The 18,029-nt window shown below is 66.9% G+C and carries 13 protein-coding genes; 7 read left to right on the plus strand and 6 right to left on the minus strand.

The window, feature by feature from the left end; all coding sequences use genetic code 11:
- Nucleotides 1–83: 83 nt before the first annotated feature.
- Both QX041_RS16695 and QX041_RS16700 read right to left on the minus strand, forming a co-directional pair.
- The gene (locus QX041_RS16695; protein WP_316165996.1) at nt 84–1,640 is read right to left on the minus strand and encodes an ABC transporter permease/substrate-binding protein; all 1,557 of its coding nucleotides are present in this window, start codon (nt 1,638–1,640) and stop codon (nt 84–86) included.
- The gene (locus tag QX041_RS16700) at nt 1,637–2,431 is read right to left on the minus strand and encodes an ATP-binding cassette domain-containing protein (RefSeq protein ID WP_315713649.1); all 795 of its coding nucleotides are present in this window, start codon (nt 2,429–2,431) and stop codon (nt 1,637–1,639) included. The genes QX041_RS16695 and QX041_RS16700 overlap by 4 nt, the downstream gene beginning before the upstream one ends.
- 153 nt (nt 2,432–2,584) lie before the next feature.
- Here QX041_RS16700 and QX041_RS16705 point away from each other — a divergent pair, with 153 nt between their 5' ends.
- The 5 genes from QX041_RS16705 (at nt 2,585) to QX041_RS16725 (ending at nt 7,192) form a co-directional block, all read left to right on the plus strand.
- Nucleotides 2,585–3,391, plus strand: coding sequence for an ABC transporter ATP-binding protein (locus QX041_RS16705; protein ID WP_409997663.1), 807 nt, complete (start codon nt 2,585–2,587; stop codon nt 3,389–3,391).
- A gap of 142 nt (nt 3,392–3,533) precedes the next feature.
- The gene (locus tag QX041_RS16710) at nt 3,534–4,319 is read left to right on the plus strand and encodes an ABC transporter permease (protein ID WP_315713329.1); all 786 of its coding nucleotides are present in this window, start codon (nt 3,534–3,536) and stop codon (nt 4,317–4,319) included.
- Nucleotides 4,320–4,541: 222 nt separating this feature from the next.
- Nucleotides 4,542–5,555 (plus strand): ABC transporter substrate-binding protein, encoded by a 1,014-nt coding sequence (locus QX041_RS16715; protein ID WP_315769076.1) that lies wholly within the window; start codon nt 4,542–4,544, stop codon nt 5,553–5,555.
- Between the two features lie 3 nt (nt 5,556–5,558).
- Complete coding sequence (locus QX041_RS16720) at nt 5,559–6,275, plus strand: NUDIX hydrolase (RefSeq protein ID WP_315713325.1); 717 nt, start codon at nt 5,559–5,561, stop codon at nt 6,273–6,275.
- A complete protein-coding gene (locus QX041_RS16725; RefSeq protein ID WP_315713323.1) occupies nt 6,272–7,192 on the plus strand; it encodes a polyphosphate kinase 2 family protein in 921 nt (306 codons plus the stop codon). Before QX041_RS16720 ends, QX041_RS16725 begins: the two co-directional genes overlap by 4 nt.
- Before the next feature lie 252 nt (nt 7,193–7,444).
- Here the strand turns inward: QX041_RS16725 and QX041_RS16730 are convergent, their stop codons facing one another.
- Nucleotides 7,445–10,210 (minus strand): EAL domain-containing protein, encoded by a 2,766-nt coding sequence (locus tag QX041_RS16730; RefSeq protein WP_316165998.1) that lies wholly within the window; start codon nt 10,208–10,210, stop codon nt 7,445–7,447.
- A 149-nt stretch (nt 10,211–10,359) separates the two neighbouring features.
- Nucleotides 10,360–11,619: a FecR family protein gene (locus tag QX041_RS16735; RefSeq protein WP_316165999.1), complete on the minus strand. Its 1,260-nt coding sequence runs from the start codon at nt 11,617–11,619 to the stop codon at nt 10,360–10,362.
- Between the two features lie 127 nt (nt 11,620–11,746).
- Between QX041_RS16735 and QX041_RS16740 the strand changes: the two genes are divergently transcribed.
- Entirely contained in the window at nt 11,747–13,543 is a 1,797-nt protein-coding gene (locus QX041_RS16740; RefSeq protein WP_315825226.1) for a ShlB/FhaC/HecB family hemolysin secretion/activation protein, read from the plus strand.
- 15 nt (nt 13,544–13,558) lie between these two features.
- On the opposite strand, the gene QX041_RS16745 is transcribed toward QX041_RS16740, so the two are convergent.
- Nucleotides 13,559–14,806 (minus strand): multidrug effflux MFS transporter, encoded by a 1,248-nt coding sequence (locus QX041_RS16745; RefSeq protein ID WP_316166000.1) that lies wholly within the window; start codon nt 14,804–14,806, stop codon nt 13,559–13,561.
- Nucleotides 14,807–15,011: 205 nt separating this feature from the next.
- Between QX041_RS16745 and QX041_RS16750 the strand changes: the two genes are divergently transcribed.
- Nucleotides 15,012–15,353 (plus strand): YqfO family protein, encoded by a 342-nt coding sequence (locus QX041_RS16750; protein WP_315713316.1) that lies wholly within the window; start codon nt 15,012–15,014, stop codon nt 15,351–15,353.
- A gap of 120 nt (nt 15,354–15,473) precedes the next feature.
- Here the strand turns inward: QX041_RS16750 and QX041_RS16755 are convergent, their stop codons facing one another.
- Nucleotides 15,474–17,768 (minus strand): tetratricopeptide repeat protein, encoded by a 2,295-nt coding sequence (locus QX041_RS16755; RefSeq protein WP_316166001.1) that lies wholly within the window; start codon nt 17,766–17,768, stop codon nt 15,474–15,476.
- Nucleotides 17,769–18,029 lie beyond the last annotated feature (261 nt).

Consider the following 18,029-nt stretch of genomic DNA (forward strand, 5'->3'; position numbering starts at 1 on the left):
AGCGAAGCAATCCAGGGCTCCGCAGGGACTCTTGATTGCTTCGGCGCTACGCGCCTCGCAATGACGTACCGCAAAGGCAGGGCTTACTTCGACATCTTGCTCCACAGCCAGCGCGCCACCGCCGGCGGCGAGGACTCCGCGTCACTGCCGGAGGCGCGCAGATTGGCCTGCTGCATGGTCGCGATGTCGATGCGGCCGAGCAGCGGTCGTAACGCATCCTGCAACGCGCGGTCCTCGGCACGCTTCGGCGACAGCAGCAGGATCGCGTCGTAAGGCGGGATCGCCTGCTTGGGATCGTCGAGCACGACGAGATCATATTTCGCGATCAGGCCGTCGCTGGTGTAGCCGGCGATGACGTCGACCTCGCCGGAGGCGGCCGCGGCATACATGAAGTCGGGCTGCATCTGGCGCTGGGCGCGGAAGGCGAGGCCATGGGCGTCGCGCAGGGCCGCCCATTCCGGGCGCGAGAAGAACTCGTAGTCGCCGGCGATCGACATGTCGCTGGCGTGGCGCGCGAGGTCGGCGATCGAGCTTATGCCGAGCGCCTCGGCCGTCTTGCGCGGCATCACCAGCGCGTAGGCATTCTCGAAGCCGAGCTCGCCGAGAAGGGTGACCTTGTCCTTGGCGAGATCCTGCTTCAGTGCATCGAGCAGCGCGGCGCGCGGCAACTGCTCCTTGTGGCGAAACTGGTTGGTCCACAGCGTGCCGGAGTAATCGACGTAGGCGTCGATGTCGCCGTTCTTCAGTGCCTCATAGATCACGCTGGAGCCAAGCCCGGCGCGTGTCGTCGCCGAGAGACCGGCTGCCTGCAGCCGCTCGCTGATCAAGGCCGACAGCACATATTGCTCGGTAAACGTCTTGGCGCCGATCACGTAGCGTGCCGAGCCGCCGGCCAGCGAGGGCAGGAGACTCGCGCCGACCATGAGCGCGATGGTTGCGGTGCCAAGCCCGACACGGGCGCGGCTGCGCCTGCGCAGGCCATCCTCGATCAGCGCCAGCAACTGATCGATGGCAAGCGCCAGCACGGCGGCGGCAATGCAGCCGAACACGACCAGCACCCAGTTCTGGGTCTGCAAACCTGCAAAGATGTAGTTGCCGAGCGAGGTCTGGCCGATCGGCGTCGACAAGGTCGCGGTGCCGATCACCCACACCGCAGCGGTGCGGATGCCGGCCATGATCACCGGCAGCGCCAGCGGCAGCTCCACCATCGTCAGCGCCTGGCGCTCGGTCATCCCGACGCCTTTGGCGGCCTCGATCAGGCTTGCGTCGACGCCGTTCAGCCCGGTGATGGTATTGCGCAGCACCGGCAGCATCGAATACAGCGCCAGCGCCAGCATGGCCGGCAGGAAGCCGAAGGCCGAGAACGAGAGCCCGAACCAGCGCAAGGTGAGTGCCGTCAGCGCCAGGAGCAGCGGATAGAACAGCGCCAGCAGCGCCAGTCCCGGCACCGTCTGCACCACGCTGGCGACGCCGAGCAGCAGATTGCGCAGGGCAGGGCGATTGCGCGCGAGCAGCGCCAGCGGAAAGCTCACGGCAAGGCCGAGCGCCAGCGCGGCGAGGCTCACGCGCAGATGGCTGCCGAGATAATCCGTGAGATGCGACAGCGCCTCGGTGAAGCGTGGATCGGACAGTGCGCTCATGCTGTGCCGCTTTCGGGCAGCAGCGCGGCCAGCCGCGCCGCCTGCCGGCGCGGCGTCGTCATCAGCTCCGTCACGTAGGGATCGCGGCTGGCCGCGAGCTCGGCCGGCGTGCCGATCTCGATCAGGCGTCCGCCGCGCATCACCGCGATGCGATCGGCGAGCAGCAGCGCCTCGGTGATGTCGTGCGTGATCATGATCGTGGTCAGCGCGAACTGCTCATGCAGGGCGCGGTAGTCGCTGCCGAGCGCATCACGCGTCAGCGGATCGAGCGCGCCGAACGGCTCGTCCATCAGCACGATCTTCGGCCGCGCCGCGAGCGCGCGGGCGACGCCGACGCGCTGGCGCTGGCCGCCCGAGAGCTCGTGCGGCAGCCGGTCGCGATGCGCCTTGCGGTCGAGCCGCACGAGGTCGAGCAGCTCGTCGACACGGGCGGCGATCTCGTTCGCGGGCGTACCCAGCAGCCTGGGGGTGATGCCGATATTGGCGGCAACCGTCATGTGCGGAAACAGCGCCCCGTTCTGGAACACGGTGCCAACCCGGCGACGCAGGCTGACAGGATCGAGGCCGGCGATATCGTCGCCAGCAATCCGGATCGCGCCGCCGTCCAGCTCGATCAGGCGGTTGGTGAGCCGCAGCAATGTGGTCTTGCCCGAGCCGGAGCCGCCCACGATCGCCAGGAACTCACCCTCGGCGATCTCCAGCGAGACGCCGTCGACCGCGGTCACGGCGCCTGCCGGGCCGGGGAAACTCTTGCGGACGTTGGTGTAGACGATGAACGGCGTGCGCGGCATGCGGCCTTGCGGAATGTTGGCCTTAGGGTTGGCCTTAAGGTTGGCCTTGGGCTCAGTCAGACGACCTAGCACGTCCGGCCGCCGCGTTGAACTTCGCCGCGCAAGCGGCTAAGCCGTCCCGGCCATTCTCGGGGGAGGAACTTGGACGTGACGATGCCCACGGCCGCCGCGGTCGCGCTGGAGCGAACGACGGTGGCATTCCGTCTCGCCGGCGGACGCACCTACACCGCCGTCGAGACGGCGGATCTCAGCGTCGCCGATGGCGAGTTCGTCGCCATCGTCGGGCCGACCGGTTGCGGCAAATCCACCCTTCTCAACGTGGCGGCGGGACTGCTGAAGCCGGCCGCCGGCCATGTGCGCATCTTCGGCCAGCCTCTGGCCGGCCTCAATCGCGACGCCGGCTACCTGTTCCAGGCCGACGCGCTGTTCCCATGGAAGACCGCGCTGGAGAACGTCGCGATCGGGCTCGAGGTCGCGGGCACGCCGTCGAAGGATGCAGCCGCCAAGGCGCAGCAATGGCTGACCTCGGTCGGCCTCGGCGCATTCGGCAACCGCTATCCGCACATGCTGTCGGGCGGCCAGCGCAAGCGCGTGGGCCTCGCCCAGGTGCTGATCCGCAATCCGCGCATCATCCTGATGGACGAGCCGTTCGGGCCACTGGACGCGCAGACGCGGCAGATCATGGGCAATCTGCTGCTCGATCTCTGGAATGCCGACCGCAAGGCGGTGCTGTTCGTGACCCACGATCTCGAGGAGGCGATCGCGCTCGCCGACCGCGTCGTCATCATGTCGGCCGGCCCGGCCTCGCGCATCATCGGCGACTGGCGCGTGACCCTGCCGCGTCCGCGCGACATCTTCGAGGTGCGCATGAAGCACGAGTTCCACGAGCTGCACCGCGAGATCTGGCAGACGCTGAAGGCGGAGGTCGAGAAGACCTACAAGCAGGCGGAGGCGGTGTGATGGGAGCAGTGACTCGTTCGATCATGAGAGCCTCGCTGTTTCCACTTGGACAGTGCACTCCCTCCTCCACAAGGGGGGAGGGAGCGGAGCGGCGTGCGCGGCTCGCGCTTTGTCTCTGTCACCACGGGCGCGGAGTAGCGTAATGTCGCGTCTCGGTCTGCTCGCGCTGCAATTGCTGGTCGCGGTCGTCGCGATTGCGCTGTGGCAACTGCTCGCCAGCGTGCCCGTGTTCGGGCGCATCTGGCTTCCGCCGTTCTTCTTCTCGAACCCGGTCGACGTGTTCGCGCAGGTGATCAAATGGTTCGCCACTGGGGCCATCTGGAAGCATCTCGCGATCACCTTGTGGGAGTCGATCCTGGCGTTCGCGATCGGCTCGCTCGGCGGCGTGCTGGTCGGCTTCTGGTTCGCGCGCAAGCCGCTGGTCGCCGCCGTGTTCGATCCCTACGTCAAGATGGCCAATGCGCTGCCGCGCGTGGTGCTGGCGCCGATCTTCACGCTGTGGCTGGGGCTCGGCATCTGGTCCAAGGTCGCGCTCGGCGTGACCTTGGTGTTCTTCATCGTGTTCTTCAACGTCTATCAGGGCGTGAAGGAGGTCTCGACCGTGGTGCGCGACAACGCCCGCATGCTCGGCATGAGCGAGCGGCAACTTATGCGCCACGTCTATTGGCCGTCGGCGCTGTCGTGGATGTTCTCGTCGCTGCACACGTCGGTCGGCTTCGCCGTCGTCGGCGCTGTCGTCGGCGAATATCTCGGCTCCGCGGCCGGCCTCGGCTATCTGATCCAGCAGGCCGAAGGCATCTTCGACGTCGCCGGCGTCTTCGCCGGCATGTTCGTGCTGTCGGCATTCGTCATCCTGATCGACATCTGCGTCACGCTTGTGGAGCGGCGGCTGCTGGTGTGGCGGCCTGACGCCGCCGAGGGCCGATGATGGCCGGGCTGCTGCGCCACCCGCCGCTGTCGTCCCCGCGAAAGCGGGGACCCATAACCACAGGGCGGCGTTTGTGGCACGCGGGACGACCAGTCTTTTCCAACCGGAACATCACGCGGTATGGGTCCCTGCTTTCGCAGGGACGACAGCGGAGTTTTGGGCGGCCTTCTCAATCTACGCCGACATGCCCAACCTGATCGACAACATGAACGGAGGAAACGCATGAACAAGATCATCGGCCGGGTCACCGGCGCGCTGCTGGCGCTGACGTTGAGCACTGGTCTCGCCAGCGCTGCCACCAAGGTCACGATCGCAATCGGGGGCGGCGCCTGCCTGTGCTATCTGCCGACCGTGCTGGCCAAGCAGCTCGGCGAATACGAGAAGGCCGGGCTCGAGGTCGAGCTGGTCGACCTCAAGGGCGGCTCGGATGCGCTGAAGGCCGTGCTCGGCGGCAGCGCCGACGTCGTCTCCGGCTATTTCGATCACTGCGTCAATCTCGCGGCCAAGAAGCAGGAGATGCAGTCCTTCGTCGTCTACGACCGCTATCCCGGTCTCGTGCTGGTGGTGGCGCCGTCGCACAACAAGGAGATCAGCTCGGTCAAGGATCTCGCCGGCAAGAAGGTCGGCGTCAGCGCGCCGGGCTCCTCGACCGACTTCTTCCTGAAGTACATGCTGAAAAAGAACGGCCTCGATCCGTCGGGCACCGCGGTGATCGGCGTCGGTCTCGGCGCCACCGCGGTGGCCGCGATGGAGCAGGGCCAGATCGATGCGGCCGTCATGCTCGATCCCTCGGTCACCGTGCTGCAGGGCAAGCATCCGGACCTCAAGATCCTCAGCGATACCCGCACCCAGCACGACACGCTGGAGGTGTTCGGCGGCGAGTATCCCGGCGGCGCGCTGTATTCGACCGCGGCCTGGATCGCCGGCCATGACAAGGAGACGCAGGCGCTGACCAACGCCATCGTGGCGACGCTGGGCTGGATCCATTCGCACACGCCGGAGGAAATCATGGCGAAGATGCCGGAGGAACTCGTCGGCAAGGACAAGGCGCTGTATCTCGCGGCGCTCAAGAACACCATCCCGATGTACTCGCAGACCGGCAAGATGGATCCGAAGGGCGCCGACGCCGTGCTCGCCGTGTTCAGCACCGGCTCGCCCGATGTCGCCAAGGCCAATGTCGACGTCAGCAAGACCTTCACCAACAAGTTCGTTGAGCAGGCGAAGGGGGCGAAATAGCGGATGACGGACGTCGTCATCCACCGCGTCACCACGCTCGACCTCAAGGTCGAGCCGTGGGACTGGCCGTTCGCGAAACAGCGCCGCGACGACATCGCGGCGCATTTCGCCGAATGCCAGCGCGCCAGGCCGGGGCTGTGGAACGGCCGCGTGCTGCTCGGGCGCAACCCGCGCTTCGCGGATAGCCGGTTCACCGCGAGCTATTTCGAGACCGATTTCGCCAGCCTGCTGGCGTGGCGCGACTGGGGCTTTCCGGATCGCACCGCCTTCAACGGCTTCGGCATGGGCGCGCTGCGTGCCGCCGACGGCGCCTTCGTGCTCGGCGAGATGGGCGCGCATACCGCCAATGCCGGCCGGCTGTATTTTCCCGCCGGCACGCCGGATCTCGCCGACGTCAGCGACGGCGTGCTCGATCTCGCCGCCAACGTCGCGCGCGAGGTCGAGGAGGAGACGGGACTCGCGCCATCGGACTATCAGGCCGCGGCGCATTGGGACTGTGTCGTGACCGGCGCGTCGATCGCGCTGATGCGCGTGCTCGACGCCTCTGACATGGGCGAGGCTCTGCAGCGCCGCATCGAGGCCAACCTCGCGGCTCAGGACGAGCCGGAACTCTGCTCGATACGGCTGGTTCGAAGCCGGAATGATCTGACTGCGGCGATGCCGCGCTTCGTGACCGCCTTCCTCGAAACGCAATTCAGCCCAGGAGAGCCGTCCTCATGAGCAAGAAACCGCGCACGCTGGCCGATGAGCTCGATGGTTTCATCTCGCCGTTCCGGATCGATGGCGGGCACAAGTTTCACCTCAAATCGCACAAGACAAAGGTCAAGGGCGGCCTCGCCAAGGAGGAGGGCGAGGCGATCATCGAGCAGAATCGGACGCGGCTCGCCGATTTTCAGGAAAGGCTCTATGCACAGGACCGCTGGTCAGTGCTGGTGCTGCTGCAGGGCATGGACGCCTCCGGCAAGGACAGCGCGATCAAGAGCATCTTCGAGGGCGTCAATCCGCAGGGCTGCGAGGTCACCTCGTTCAAGCAGCCGACCTCCAAGGAGCTGGACCACGACTTCATGTGGCGCAGCGCCATCGCGCTCCCCGAGCGTGGCCGCATCGGCATCTTCAACCGTTCCTACTACGAGGAATGCCTGGTCACGCGGGTGCATCCGGAGATCCTCAAGGCCGAGAAGCTGCCGCCGAGGCTGGTCACCAAGAACATCTGGCGCGAGCGCTTCGAGGACATCTGCGCCTTCGAGCGTTACTTGTCGCGCAACGGCACCGTGATCCTGAAGTTCTTCCTCAACATCTCCAAGGAGGAGCAGCGCGCGCGCTTCCTCGACCGGCTGGAGGAGCCGGCGAAGAACTGGAAGTTCTCGATGGGCGACATCACCGAGCGCGCGAAGTGGCATCGCTACCAGGCGGTCTATCAGGACATCGTGCGTCACACCTCGACGCCCTACGCGCCGTGGCACGTCGTTCCGGCCGACCACAAATGGTTCGCCCGTGTCGTCATCGGCTCGACCATCGTCGCCGCGCTGGAAAGCCTGGATCTGCACTTCCCGCGCGTCGATGCCGGCTCGCGCGAGGAGTTCAAGGCGGTGCGCAAGGCGCTCGAGAGCGAAGCCAAGGGCGGGAAGAAAGGGTGAGGGCGTTAGGCGCGGGCTGAGGCGAGAAGCCGAGGTGCACCTGCACTCTCTCGTCATTCCGGGGCGCGCGCAGCGCGAGCCCGGAATCCATAACCCCGATCGCCTGCGAGGGAGCAAGGTCCGTGCAACAGCGCGCCGTTGTCACCAACGACCGCCTGTGGCGATGGATTCCGGGCTCGCGCTGCGCGGGCCCCGGAATGACGGCGGAGAGAGCGGTTGACCTGCGTTAGCTTCGAGCGTGAGACCTGAGCCTCACGCCGCGCCGGCTTGGCGCATCTCGTCGTCCACCTGCAGGAACCGCTGCGTGAAATCCGCCGCCGGCATCGGCTTGCCGAAGTGATAGCCTTGGCCCTGCTCGCAGCCGAGCCGGAGCAGGAACTCGGCCGTCGCCGCGTTCTCGATGCCCTCGGCGATCACGGACAGCCCGAGCTGCTTGCTCAGGCTGACCGTCGAGCCGACGATGGCCGCGTCGTCGGCCTGGGTCAGCACGTCGCGCACGAAGGAGCGGTCGATCTTCAGGCCGTCGAGCGGGAATTTCTTCAGGTAGCTCAGGCTCGCATAGCCGGTGCCGAAATCGTCGAACACCAGGCTGACGCCGAGCGCCTGCAGCCGGTTGAACGTCTGCAGCACGCCGGGTTCGTCGTGCAGCAGGATGTCCTCGGTGACTTCGAGCTCGAGCAGGCGCGGCGACAGGCCGGTCGACGTGAGCAGCTTGCTGACGAAGGCCGCGAGGTCGCCGGACTGGAACTGGGACGGCGAGAGGTTGACGCCGACGCGGATGTCGTGGCCGGCGAGCTGCCACTCCCGCGCCTGCCGGCAGGCGGTCGCCATGACCCAGGTCGCGACCGCCTCGGACAGATGCGAGGTGTTGACGACCGGAATGAAATCACCGGGAGGCACGAGGCCGCGCGTCGGGTGGCGCCAGCGGATCAGCGCCTCGGCGCCGATCACGCGGCCGCTCAACAGCTCCACTTGCGGCTGGTAGAACAGCTCGAATTCGTTCCGCTCGACGGCGAGCGCAAGCTCGGCCTCCAGCGTCAATCTCTGCTCGAGCTCGTGGCGGATGGCGCTCTCGAACAGCACGTGGCTGCCCCGCCGGTCCATCTTGGCGCGACAGAGGGCAAGGTGGGCATTGCTGAGCAGCTCGTCTGCCGAGTGCCCGCCCTCGGGATGCACCGCGATGCCGAGGGTGACCTTGACGCGCTGCTGGCGCGTGCCCGCGTCCAGCGGCGCCTCGAACAAATGCGACAGATGATCGGCGAGCTCGGCCACGGTGCCGCCGACGGCCGAGCAGGGAATGGCGACGGCGAACTCGTCGCCGCTGAGCCGGGCGACGCGGCCCATGCCGCCGATCTCGGTGCGGAGCCGGTCGGCCGCCGCGCGCAAGACACTGTCGCCGTAGGCATGGCCAAGCGTGTCGTTGATGCGCTGGAAGGCATCGAGCCCGATCACCAGCAGCGCGACCTGGTCGGCCGCGGCATCCGCGGTCTCGATCATGGCGGCGAGCTCGCTCTGCAGCGTGTTGCGGTTGACCAGGCCGGTCAGCGTGTCGTGCTCGGCGAGGTAACGAATGCGCTCCGCCTTGCGCTTGCGCACCGAGACGTCGCGCAGGATCACGCCATATTGCAGGCCGTCGGCGCCCTGCCAGGCGGAGAAGCTCGCCTCGACCGGAAACACCTCGCCGTCCTTGCGGCGGCCGTCGAACTCGATCGTGGCTCCGCCGGGCAGCAACGTCGCCGGCAGCGCCGCCTCCTGCTGCGGAAACAGGTCATGCGTATCGCTGCCGTCGGCGCGCAGGCGCGCGAAGGGCTGGCCGATGATCTCGTCGGCACCGTAGCCGAAGATCGCGACAGCGCCCGGATTCCACACCGTGATGCGCCGGTCGCGGTCGGTACAGACCAGCCCGTCGCCGATCGACATCGCGATTCGCTCGAAACGGCTCTCGGCGACGTGCCGCAGCAGGCCGCGGAAGTCGATCTCGTCGAGGGCCGTGGCAGCGAGATAGGCGACCAGCGCGATCTGCAGCAGCGAGGTGTCGAGCACCAGGGCGTAGCGGTCGTGCAGCAGCAGCGCCACGGCCTCGATCAGGACGCTGATCATGGCGATCAGCAGTGCGCGCCGCGCCGCCGAGAGGTGCCGCCAGCTCGCCAGCATGATGATGACGATCAGCAGCAGGCCGCCTACGGCGGCCGTCGTCGACGTCGACAGCAGGGTGCGGTGCTGAATGATGGACTCGGCCGCCAGCGCCTGCAGCATGACGCCGGGCAGAACGCGGCCGTTCGGCACGCTGTAGTAGTCACCGAGCTCGATGGCGGTCGCGCCGACGATCACCCGCTTGTCCTTGAGCCTGGACAGCGCCGCCGCGTCGCCGCGGACGACATCGACATACGACACCCGCGGCAGCGACGACAGATCGATGCCGTAGTCGACCAGGAAAGAGCTGTCCTTGACAGCATCGCTGCCGGCGAGGAACGCACCCATGGATTGCAGGAAGGTTTTCGCGCCGGCGGTCTCGCTATATTCGCCGAAAGCGTAGCTTCTGACGCGGCCATCGCGCGCCACTTCGATGTTCACGAAGGCCGACCATGCGAGCTGCTCGAACTGCGGCAGCGGCCGGTTGAGGTGAATGGCGGTGTCCTTCCCCGCCGCATCGAGCTGCCTGAAGGTCGGCAGCACGACCGAGCTCTTGGCATTCTGGAGCGCGGTCAGGAAGGCCTGATCGCCGGCCGCGTCGGACGGCGTGCTGAAATCCACGTCGAAGGCGACGTCGCGGACGCCGGCCCGCTGCAACTGCTCCAGCAGGCGCGCATGCTGGGTCCGCGGCCACGGCCAGACGCCGATGGCTTCGATCGAGCGCGGGTCGATCGCGACCACCGCGATCTCGCCGCTGGCGGGGCGATTGTCGAGGCGTAAGCGCAGGTCGACGAGGGCGTTGCTCAACAACTCGTGGCCGCCCGACAGGCCGACCGTCAGCAGCGCAACGACCACCAGAATATGCGGCATGAACCGCCTGAGCATGCCCTCTCCCGAATGTCTGCGTGCCACGTCGACGCCCGCGTTCGTGATCCCAACTTCATCCCGCTCCGACCGCAGAGCCATGGAACCCTGCAAGCCCGCGCTCCCCCATGACGACGCATGACGCAGGCGTTACGCTCGATCGGGACTCCCTAATTCTTGCTGTGGCCGTAAGCGTGGGCGTTGCCGTTGCCATGATTGCCATTGTCATGGTCGCCGCTGTTGCCGTTACCGTTGCCGCTATTTCCGTTACCGCGGTTACCGTTACCGCTGTTACCGTTGCCGCTGTTGCCCTGGCCGTTGTTGCCGTTGCCATTGCCGCCATTGTTGCCGCCGCGGCTGCCACCGTTGGCGTTGCCGTTGCCGGCGTCGCCATTTCCGGCGGCATTGGCGCTGGCGGATCCGCTTGGCGAACCGACCGCCGCGGTGACGGCGGCTGCGATCGAGGAATCTCCCGACGTGCCGCTTGCGGTGGCCGAGTTGCCAGTCGCATTGCCGCTGTTGCCGCGCGCTTCATTCCAGGCGGTGCTTCGCCCTCCACCGGCGGCCGGCGTGTGGGCGCCGTGGGCGAGGCCGCGTGTCGCCTTCTGGATGTTCAGGTTGACCTCGCCGATCGATGACGAGATCCGCACCACGCCGGGCTTTGCGCTGCCGAAGGCGGCCGCAGAATGCTGCTGAGCGGCGACCGTTGTACCGGGGCGCGCGGCCGAGCCGTCGGCGTTCAGCGCGTGGATCACGCTGCCCTTGGCCTCGCGCGGCGCCTGCAGGCCGTCGCGCGGCACCGGAACACGATCGATCGTGGAGGCGCGCGGGCGGCCCTGCTCGATCGGGCTGAAGGTGCCGGCGCCGGACAGGCTCAGGCCGGCGCGGCCGGTCGCAAAGGCGGTGGCGGCCTGACCGGGCATCACCTGGGCGATCTGGCCGGTCTTGAAATCCGACACCTGCACCTGGCCGCGGCTGACCTCGACCTTGGTGCTGCGGCCTGAGATCGTGACGCTGAACTGCGTGCCCTTGACCACGGCGGCGAGATAGGGCGTCTCGACCTCGAAATGCTGGACGTTGCGTTTCTCGACGTCGAGCAGGATCGAGCCGGCGCGCTGCAGGATGGTCGTCGCCATGCCGTCCTTGGGCGCGGCGGGCAGGCCGACCTCGGAGTTCGGCGCGATCACGATCGTCTCGGCGCCGCGGGTCAGGCGGACGCGGCCGGTCGGCCCGGTGCGGATCGTATCGCCTGGCTTCAGCGGGTCCTCGCGACCGAGCGAGACCTGCGCTGCGCCCTGGGTGGTGACCCAGACCTCACCGGACGATTTGCTCACCAGCCACGGCTCACCGTCGGCCGCGAATGCGGCCGGCATCGCACCGAAAAGGCACGCGGCGATCAGTCCCGGTATCAGGAAGCGCTTGGATGACATGGCACGAACTCGCATCGTTGGCGGCTTTTGAAACTAATCGAAATGTTTCAAGAGACCCTTAGGAGTTGCAGCCGTGTTTTCCTCACGCATTTACGCTTCGTTGACCTTAACAAACTAAAAACGAGGCATGCGCGCTGGTTGTGTCGACGGAACTGGGAGGACTGCGGGTTGGCGCGACTTCGCGGCCGTACCGCACGGCTCGCGACGGCTGCACGGAACCGCGATCGCCGCCGGCATTTCCCTGTCGGCGTTGCTGTTTGCAGCAACGGCCCATGCGCAGCAGGTCGGCCAGCCGAGCTTCGATCCGCGGCAGACCGAGCGATATTTCGACGAGCAGCAGTCGCGGTCGACGCAGCCGCCGCCGCGGCCGCGTGCGCCGCAATTCGCGCCCCAGGGCGGCGGCGATCGCAAGCCCTTGTTCACCATGCGCGGCGTCACGCTGACGGGGGCGTCCGCGCTGCCCGCCGAGCAGCTCGCCGCGAGCTATCAGCCCTATCTCGGCAAGCCGGTGTCGCAGGCCGACCTCGCGGCGATCACGACCGCGATCAGCGATCAGTACCGCGCCGCCGGCTACCATCTCAGCCGTGCGATCATACCGCCGCAGGACATCCATGATGGCCGGGTGCGCATCCAGATCATCGAAGGCAGCATCACCGAGGTGACCTTGAAGGGCGCCGGCGCGGAAGAGTTCGGCATCAGGCCGATGCTCGGCCCGGTGCTGGCCGAGCAGCCGTCCCGGCTCGCGACACTGGAGCGGCAGTTGCTGCTGATCAACGGCCGCGGCGGCGTCCGTCTGGTCGATTCCGCGCTGGAGGAGATCGGCGGCACCACCGGTCGGTTCCGCCTGGTGATCGAGCTGCAGACCTGGCACGTCTACGGCTTCGCTGGCGTCGACAATCTCGGCTCGTCGACCGTCGGTCCCTGGCAGAACTACGCCACGGCCGCCTTCAATTCCTATCTGCTGCCGGGCGACACGCTCACCGCCAACCTGTCGACGACGCCGGGAGATCCGCGCCAGCTCGCGTTCGGCCGGCTGTCCTATGAGGTGCCGGTCGGCACCGACGGCGCCTATGTCGGCGCCTCCGCGCTTTACAGCGAGGTCCGGCCGGGCGACCGGAGACGGCTGTTCAACGACAACACGGTGACCGAGACGCTCGAGCTGCGCGGCGGTATCGCGCCGATCCAGTCGCAGCGCGCCTCGCTGAAACTGAATCTCGCGGCCGCCTTCAGCGACGTGACCGAGCGCGACCTGTTCGGCATCTGGTATCGCGATCGCATCCGGACGCTGACCTTCACCGCCGACTACCGCTGGAAGGATGATGTCGGCGGCGACAGCTACCTGACGCTGGCCTACCGGCAGGGCCTGAACGCGTTCGGGGCGACGCCGCTCGACGATCCCCTCGCCTCGCGCGCCGGCGCCTCGCCGAGCTTCTCGGTCTTCAACGGCTGGTTCGCGCGCTATCAGACCTTGTCCGAGGCGTGGTCGCTGAAGCTCGCCGCCGCCGGCCAGCTCGCCTCGGGTCCGCTGTACAATTCGCAGCAGTTCTATCTCGGCGGCCTCGCCTATGGCCGCGGCTATGGCAGCGCCGAGATCAGCGGCGACAATGGCGTCGCCGGCACGTTCGAGGTCCGCTTCGAGCAGAAACCGAACTGGCAGTATCTCACGAGCTATCAGCTCTACAGCTTCTTCGATGCCGGGCTCGCCTGGAACGACGGCTTCCGGCCGTCCGACGGAGTGGCGCTGACCTCGGCGGGTGCCGGGGTGCGCTTTACCTTCCCGAACGACTGGCGCGCCGATCTCGGCGTCGCCGCGCCGCTCAGCTATCGCGCGCCGGGCAACACGACGCGCAGCGCGCGTCTGCTGTTGACGCTGTCGAGCGTGCTGAAGCTGTGCCCGCAGCGCGGGCAGGGGCCGTGCATTTGAGGACCTCGGCGGCGGTCAGACCGGCTTGCCTTGGCCGTGGAACAGCCGGCCCTTCTCGGTGATCAGCACGATGACGAGCGCGCTCGTCGTGCAGGCCAGGAAGCCCGCGGCGAACGGCAATGCCGTGCCGTCGAACGCCTGGCCGACGACGGCGCCGGCGGCCATGCCGAGCAGGGTCGTGATCGAGCCGTAGAGCGAAGACGCGGTGCCGGCATTGGCGCGCTGCGGCTCCATCGCCAGCGCTGTGAAGTTCGCGAACATCAGGCCGAACGAGAACATCATGCCGGCCGACAGCGTCATGAACAGCCACAGCGGCAGCATGCCGAGAACCGCCGCGCTGAAGCAGGCCAGCGCGATGACGACGCTGCCGACCAGCGCGCCGTGCGAGATCATGCGCATGCCGAGCCGGCCGACGAGGCGGGCGTTGAGGAAGCCGGCCACCGCGATGGTCACCGCGATCGCCGCGAAGGCGAGCGGGAAGTAGTGGCCGAGATGGTAGACGCCGGTGAACAGTTGCTGCGAAGACAGCACGTAGCCGAGCACGGCGCCGAAGATGCCGCTCGCGGCGAGCGCATAGCCCAGCGTCTGACGATTGGTGAGGGTGTTGCGGAAGGCCCCGACGATCTCTTTGACCGAGAACGGCTTGCGCTCGCTCTCCGGCAGCGTCTCGGGCAGCCGTGCGGCGGTCCACAGCAGCGTGACGATGCCGTACAAGGTCAGCACGACGAAGATGCCGCGCCACTGCGTCAGCAGCATCACCGCCTGGCCGAACGACGGCGCGATCACGGGAATGGCGATGAACACCATCATCGCCAGCGAGACGACGCTCGCCATGCGGCGGCCGGCATAGCAGTCGCGCACGATCGAGGTCGCGATCACCCGCGTCGCCGCGGTACCGAGGCCTTCCAGCGCGCGCGCCAGCAGCAGCATCTCGAACGACGGCGCGGCGATCGCGAACAGGCTGGCGACCGCATACAGCACCATGCCGCCGATCAGCACCGGGCGCCGGCCGAAGCTGTCGGACAGCGGGCCGATCACGAACTGGCCGAGACCGAAGCCGATGACGAACGCCGTCAGCACCGTCTGTAGCTGGTTGGCGACGTCGATATGGAACGAGGCGCCGATGTTCGGCAGCGCCGGCAGCATCATGTCCATCGCCAGCGGATTGAGCGCCATGATCGCCGCGACCACGATGACGAATTCGGTGAAGCCCATCGGCCGGTGACGGACGATCTCGATGGTGTCGGCACTGGTATCAGCCAAGGCGCGGGCCTTCCATGGTGTTGAGAATGCGGGAGAGATCACCGATAAGTATCGGGTTTGCTGCGCCGCACAAGGCGTGTTTCGGAATGGCTGGTCACCGGCGCCGGCGCTTTCGCGATTGTGACCGGTTGTGACCCGCTGAAAATTGCGCCAGCGGCGACGCGATGGTAACGGCCGTGTGATCGACGTCCGGATCCAGGCCAGCATGAAGACCTACAAGATCGTCGTCTATGTCCCTGAAGCGGCGGGCGACGCCGTGCGCCGCGCGATGGGCGAGGCCGGCGCCGGCCGCATCGGCAATTACGACCACTGTTCGTTTACCGCGAAGGGCGTGGGCCGGTTTCGTCCGCTGGCAGGCGCCAACCCGGCCGTCGGCGCGGTCGGCCAGCTCGAGACGGTCGAGGAGGAGCGCATCGAGACCGTCTGCGCCGAGGACCGGCTGAAAGCCGTGCTACAGGCGATCCGCGCTGCGCATCCCTATGAGGAGCCGGCGATCGATGTCTACCCGATCGAGGTGGTTGCGTTGCGATCCGCCGACAGTGCTTGATCTCATTGAGGAGCCGTTCGACTTTGTTGCGTCCCTGGTCATTTCAGCGTCGATTTCGCGCTCGCTCCATTTGAGGTTCTCGGGCGCCCTTTGTGAGCTCAAGCAGGAGAGCCAGCTATCTTAGTTTGGCTTGTCAATCTGCCGCCTGATCTCGCCGATGAACGCCGCCAGATTCCGGTCGTCCGGCGTCATGATTGCGAGCCTTTCGGCGTAGCCCAGCGCCGCCCTTGCATCGCCTGTCGCGCGGCTGAGCGAAACCAGAGCGGACAGCACGTCCCTATCATTGGGATGGCTTTCCAGAGCTTCCTTTAGGACCGTCATTGCCTCGTCGGCTCGCCCGCCGGAATGCAGCGCCACCGCGTAGACATAGATATAGCGAGCGCGACCCGGTTCGAGTTCGGTTGCTCTGCGCAACTCGGCGAGCGCCTCGTCGTGCCGCTTCAGCCGGGTCAAGGTCAGGCCGAGTGCGTGATGCGCGGCCGCGTCGGTAGGTGATGCCGCAATTGCTCCGCGCAGAACGGTTTCTCCGTCGCCGTCGCGGCCAATTTGGCGATAGAGGTCGGCCAGATTGATGGCGGCCGCCGCATAGTGCGGGCTGAGCCTGAGGGCTGCCTTGTACTCGGTCTCTGCGTCCCCGGTCTGTCCGCGCAAGGCCAGGAAGGTTGCCAGTGCGGTGCGGGCCTCGGGCCGTTCGGCATTGGCGCGCTGCGCCGTGATGAATTCGTGTGCCGCCTGATCGAAGCGTGCGCGATCGGGCAGCGGCTGGCTCGCGGTCGGAACGGAAGCGAGCAGGGAGGCGACCCTGATCCGCACGCCACGCACGGGATCGGTGAGCAGCGGCGAAACCAGCGGCCAGATCTGGCCGGCGGGCACGTTTTCCAGCATGTCCAGCGCGCCGATCCGCACCATGGGATCGGGATCGGCCAGGCCTGCCCGTGCGGTCGCAATGTTCGCCGGAGCGATGCGCGAGGCGAGTTCGCCGAGCGCGCTCGCACGCGCCACGGCCGGCGCGTTCCTGTCCGCGGCCAGAAGGCCAAGCAGCGCGGCGGCGTCGGCCTGGTCGCTGCGTGCTGCGCGGAACGCGGGCCCATAGGTCTGGAAGCCCTTTCGGTCGGGCCCGAACCATTGCTCGATCGCGGCGGCGGCCCATTGCGCCGGCTTGTCGCTGTGGCAGTCGTTGCAGGCGTTCGGGGTTCCCAACGTGACCGAAAGATCGGGTCGCGGAACGCGGAAGGCGTGATCGTGACGCGGGTCGATCTGCATATAGGTGCGCGCCGGCATGTGGCACGACATGCAGGTCGGCGCCGGATCGGCGTCCGCGTGATGGCGATGCTTCGCATCGGCGTATTTTTCGGACGCATGGCATTGCAGGCAAACGCCTTCGCCGGAGACTCGGAGCTTTGCGCCGTGCGGCTCGTGACAATCGCTGCAGGTCACGCCGGCGGCAAACATCTTGCTCTGCTTGAACGGCGTATAGTTATAGGGCTCCTCCACATCGCGGATCTGGCCATCGGCATGATAAGTGGTCCGCGCCAGCGCCTCGACAATATGGGTCTGGGACAGCGATTGACCGGGTGTCCAGTCCTCGCTGAAGCCGGCACGGCGCGCGTGGCATAGCCCGCAGGTCTCGATCTCCTTTCGCAACGCGGCCGGCGCGGCTGAACGCGTCGCATTTCCGCTCCGCGGATCGATCGGCCAGGTGACGCCGCGCCGTTCGTCGAAACGGACAAGCAATCCCCTGCTCGGATCCTCGTGCTTGCCGAATGGCCACCAGCGTTGCTTGTCACGCGCCCAGGCGGCGTGGGCGGAGCCCTGACCGTGACAGGTCTCGCAACCGACGCTGATTTCCGCCCATGTCGTCGCGAAGCGATCCGTCGCGGTGTCGTAATGCTTGCGCACGCCGGTCGAGTGGCATTCCGCGCACATGAAGTTCCAGTTCTGGTTCAGCTTGGTCCAGTGCAGGACGTCGTCGTGCTTGATCTCTTCTTCGGGATGGAGATGGAACCAGCGCTGGCCGCCTTTGTCCTTGGGCCGGCCGTCCCATGCGATCGGCAGCGCCTGGATGCGCCCATCTGGAAACTCGACGAGATATTGTTGCAGCGGATCGACACCGAACGTGTACTTCACCTCAAACACGGCAAGCTTGCCGTCGGGCCCGTCGGTTTCGACCATGAATTTTCCGCCATCGCGGAAGAGGCGGGAATGCACACCGAAGTAGTCGAAGCTCTTGCTGAAATCGCCGAGCACCGTCTTGTCAGTCGCGTGCGCCATCGCGGCCTTGTGCTGCGAAATATCCCATAATTTGGCTTCTGCCTGATGACAGCCGGCGCAGCTTTCGCTGCCCACATAGGTGGCGACGAATGAGGCCTGCGCCGTGGAGGCCGGTTCGTCGGCCTTGAGGAGATGAAGAACCATGCCGACCACCAGCACGAGCGCGATCGTGACCGCTACTGCTATCCAGATCGCGCGCCTGGAGAAGGCCGTTTCGCCGGAAGCAAGCCGATCCGCCGGCGCAGCCGGTGATGGGGCCGCGGCGGATCCCTTCCGCGGTCCCTTCGTGCCGGCTTTTGGCGGCCTGCGTGTCAACGCTTGTACCTCACGCCCCAAATTGGTGAGCTTGCGATCAAGCTGCTCCGTCGGTCATCTCCGCACATGCAGGAATGTCTGCCAAGGTTG

Source organism: Bradyrhizobium sp. SZCCHNRI2009, from assembly GCF_032485115.1.
In the GTDB taxonomy this organism is placed as follows: Bacteria; Pseudomonadota; Alphaproteobacteria; order Rhizobiales; family Xanthobacteraceae; genus Bradyrhizobium.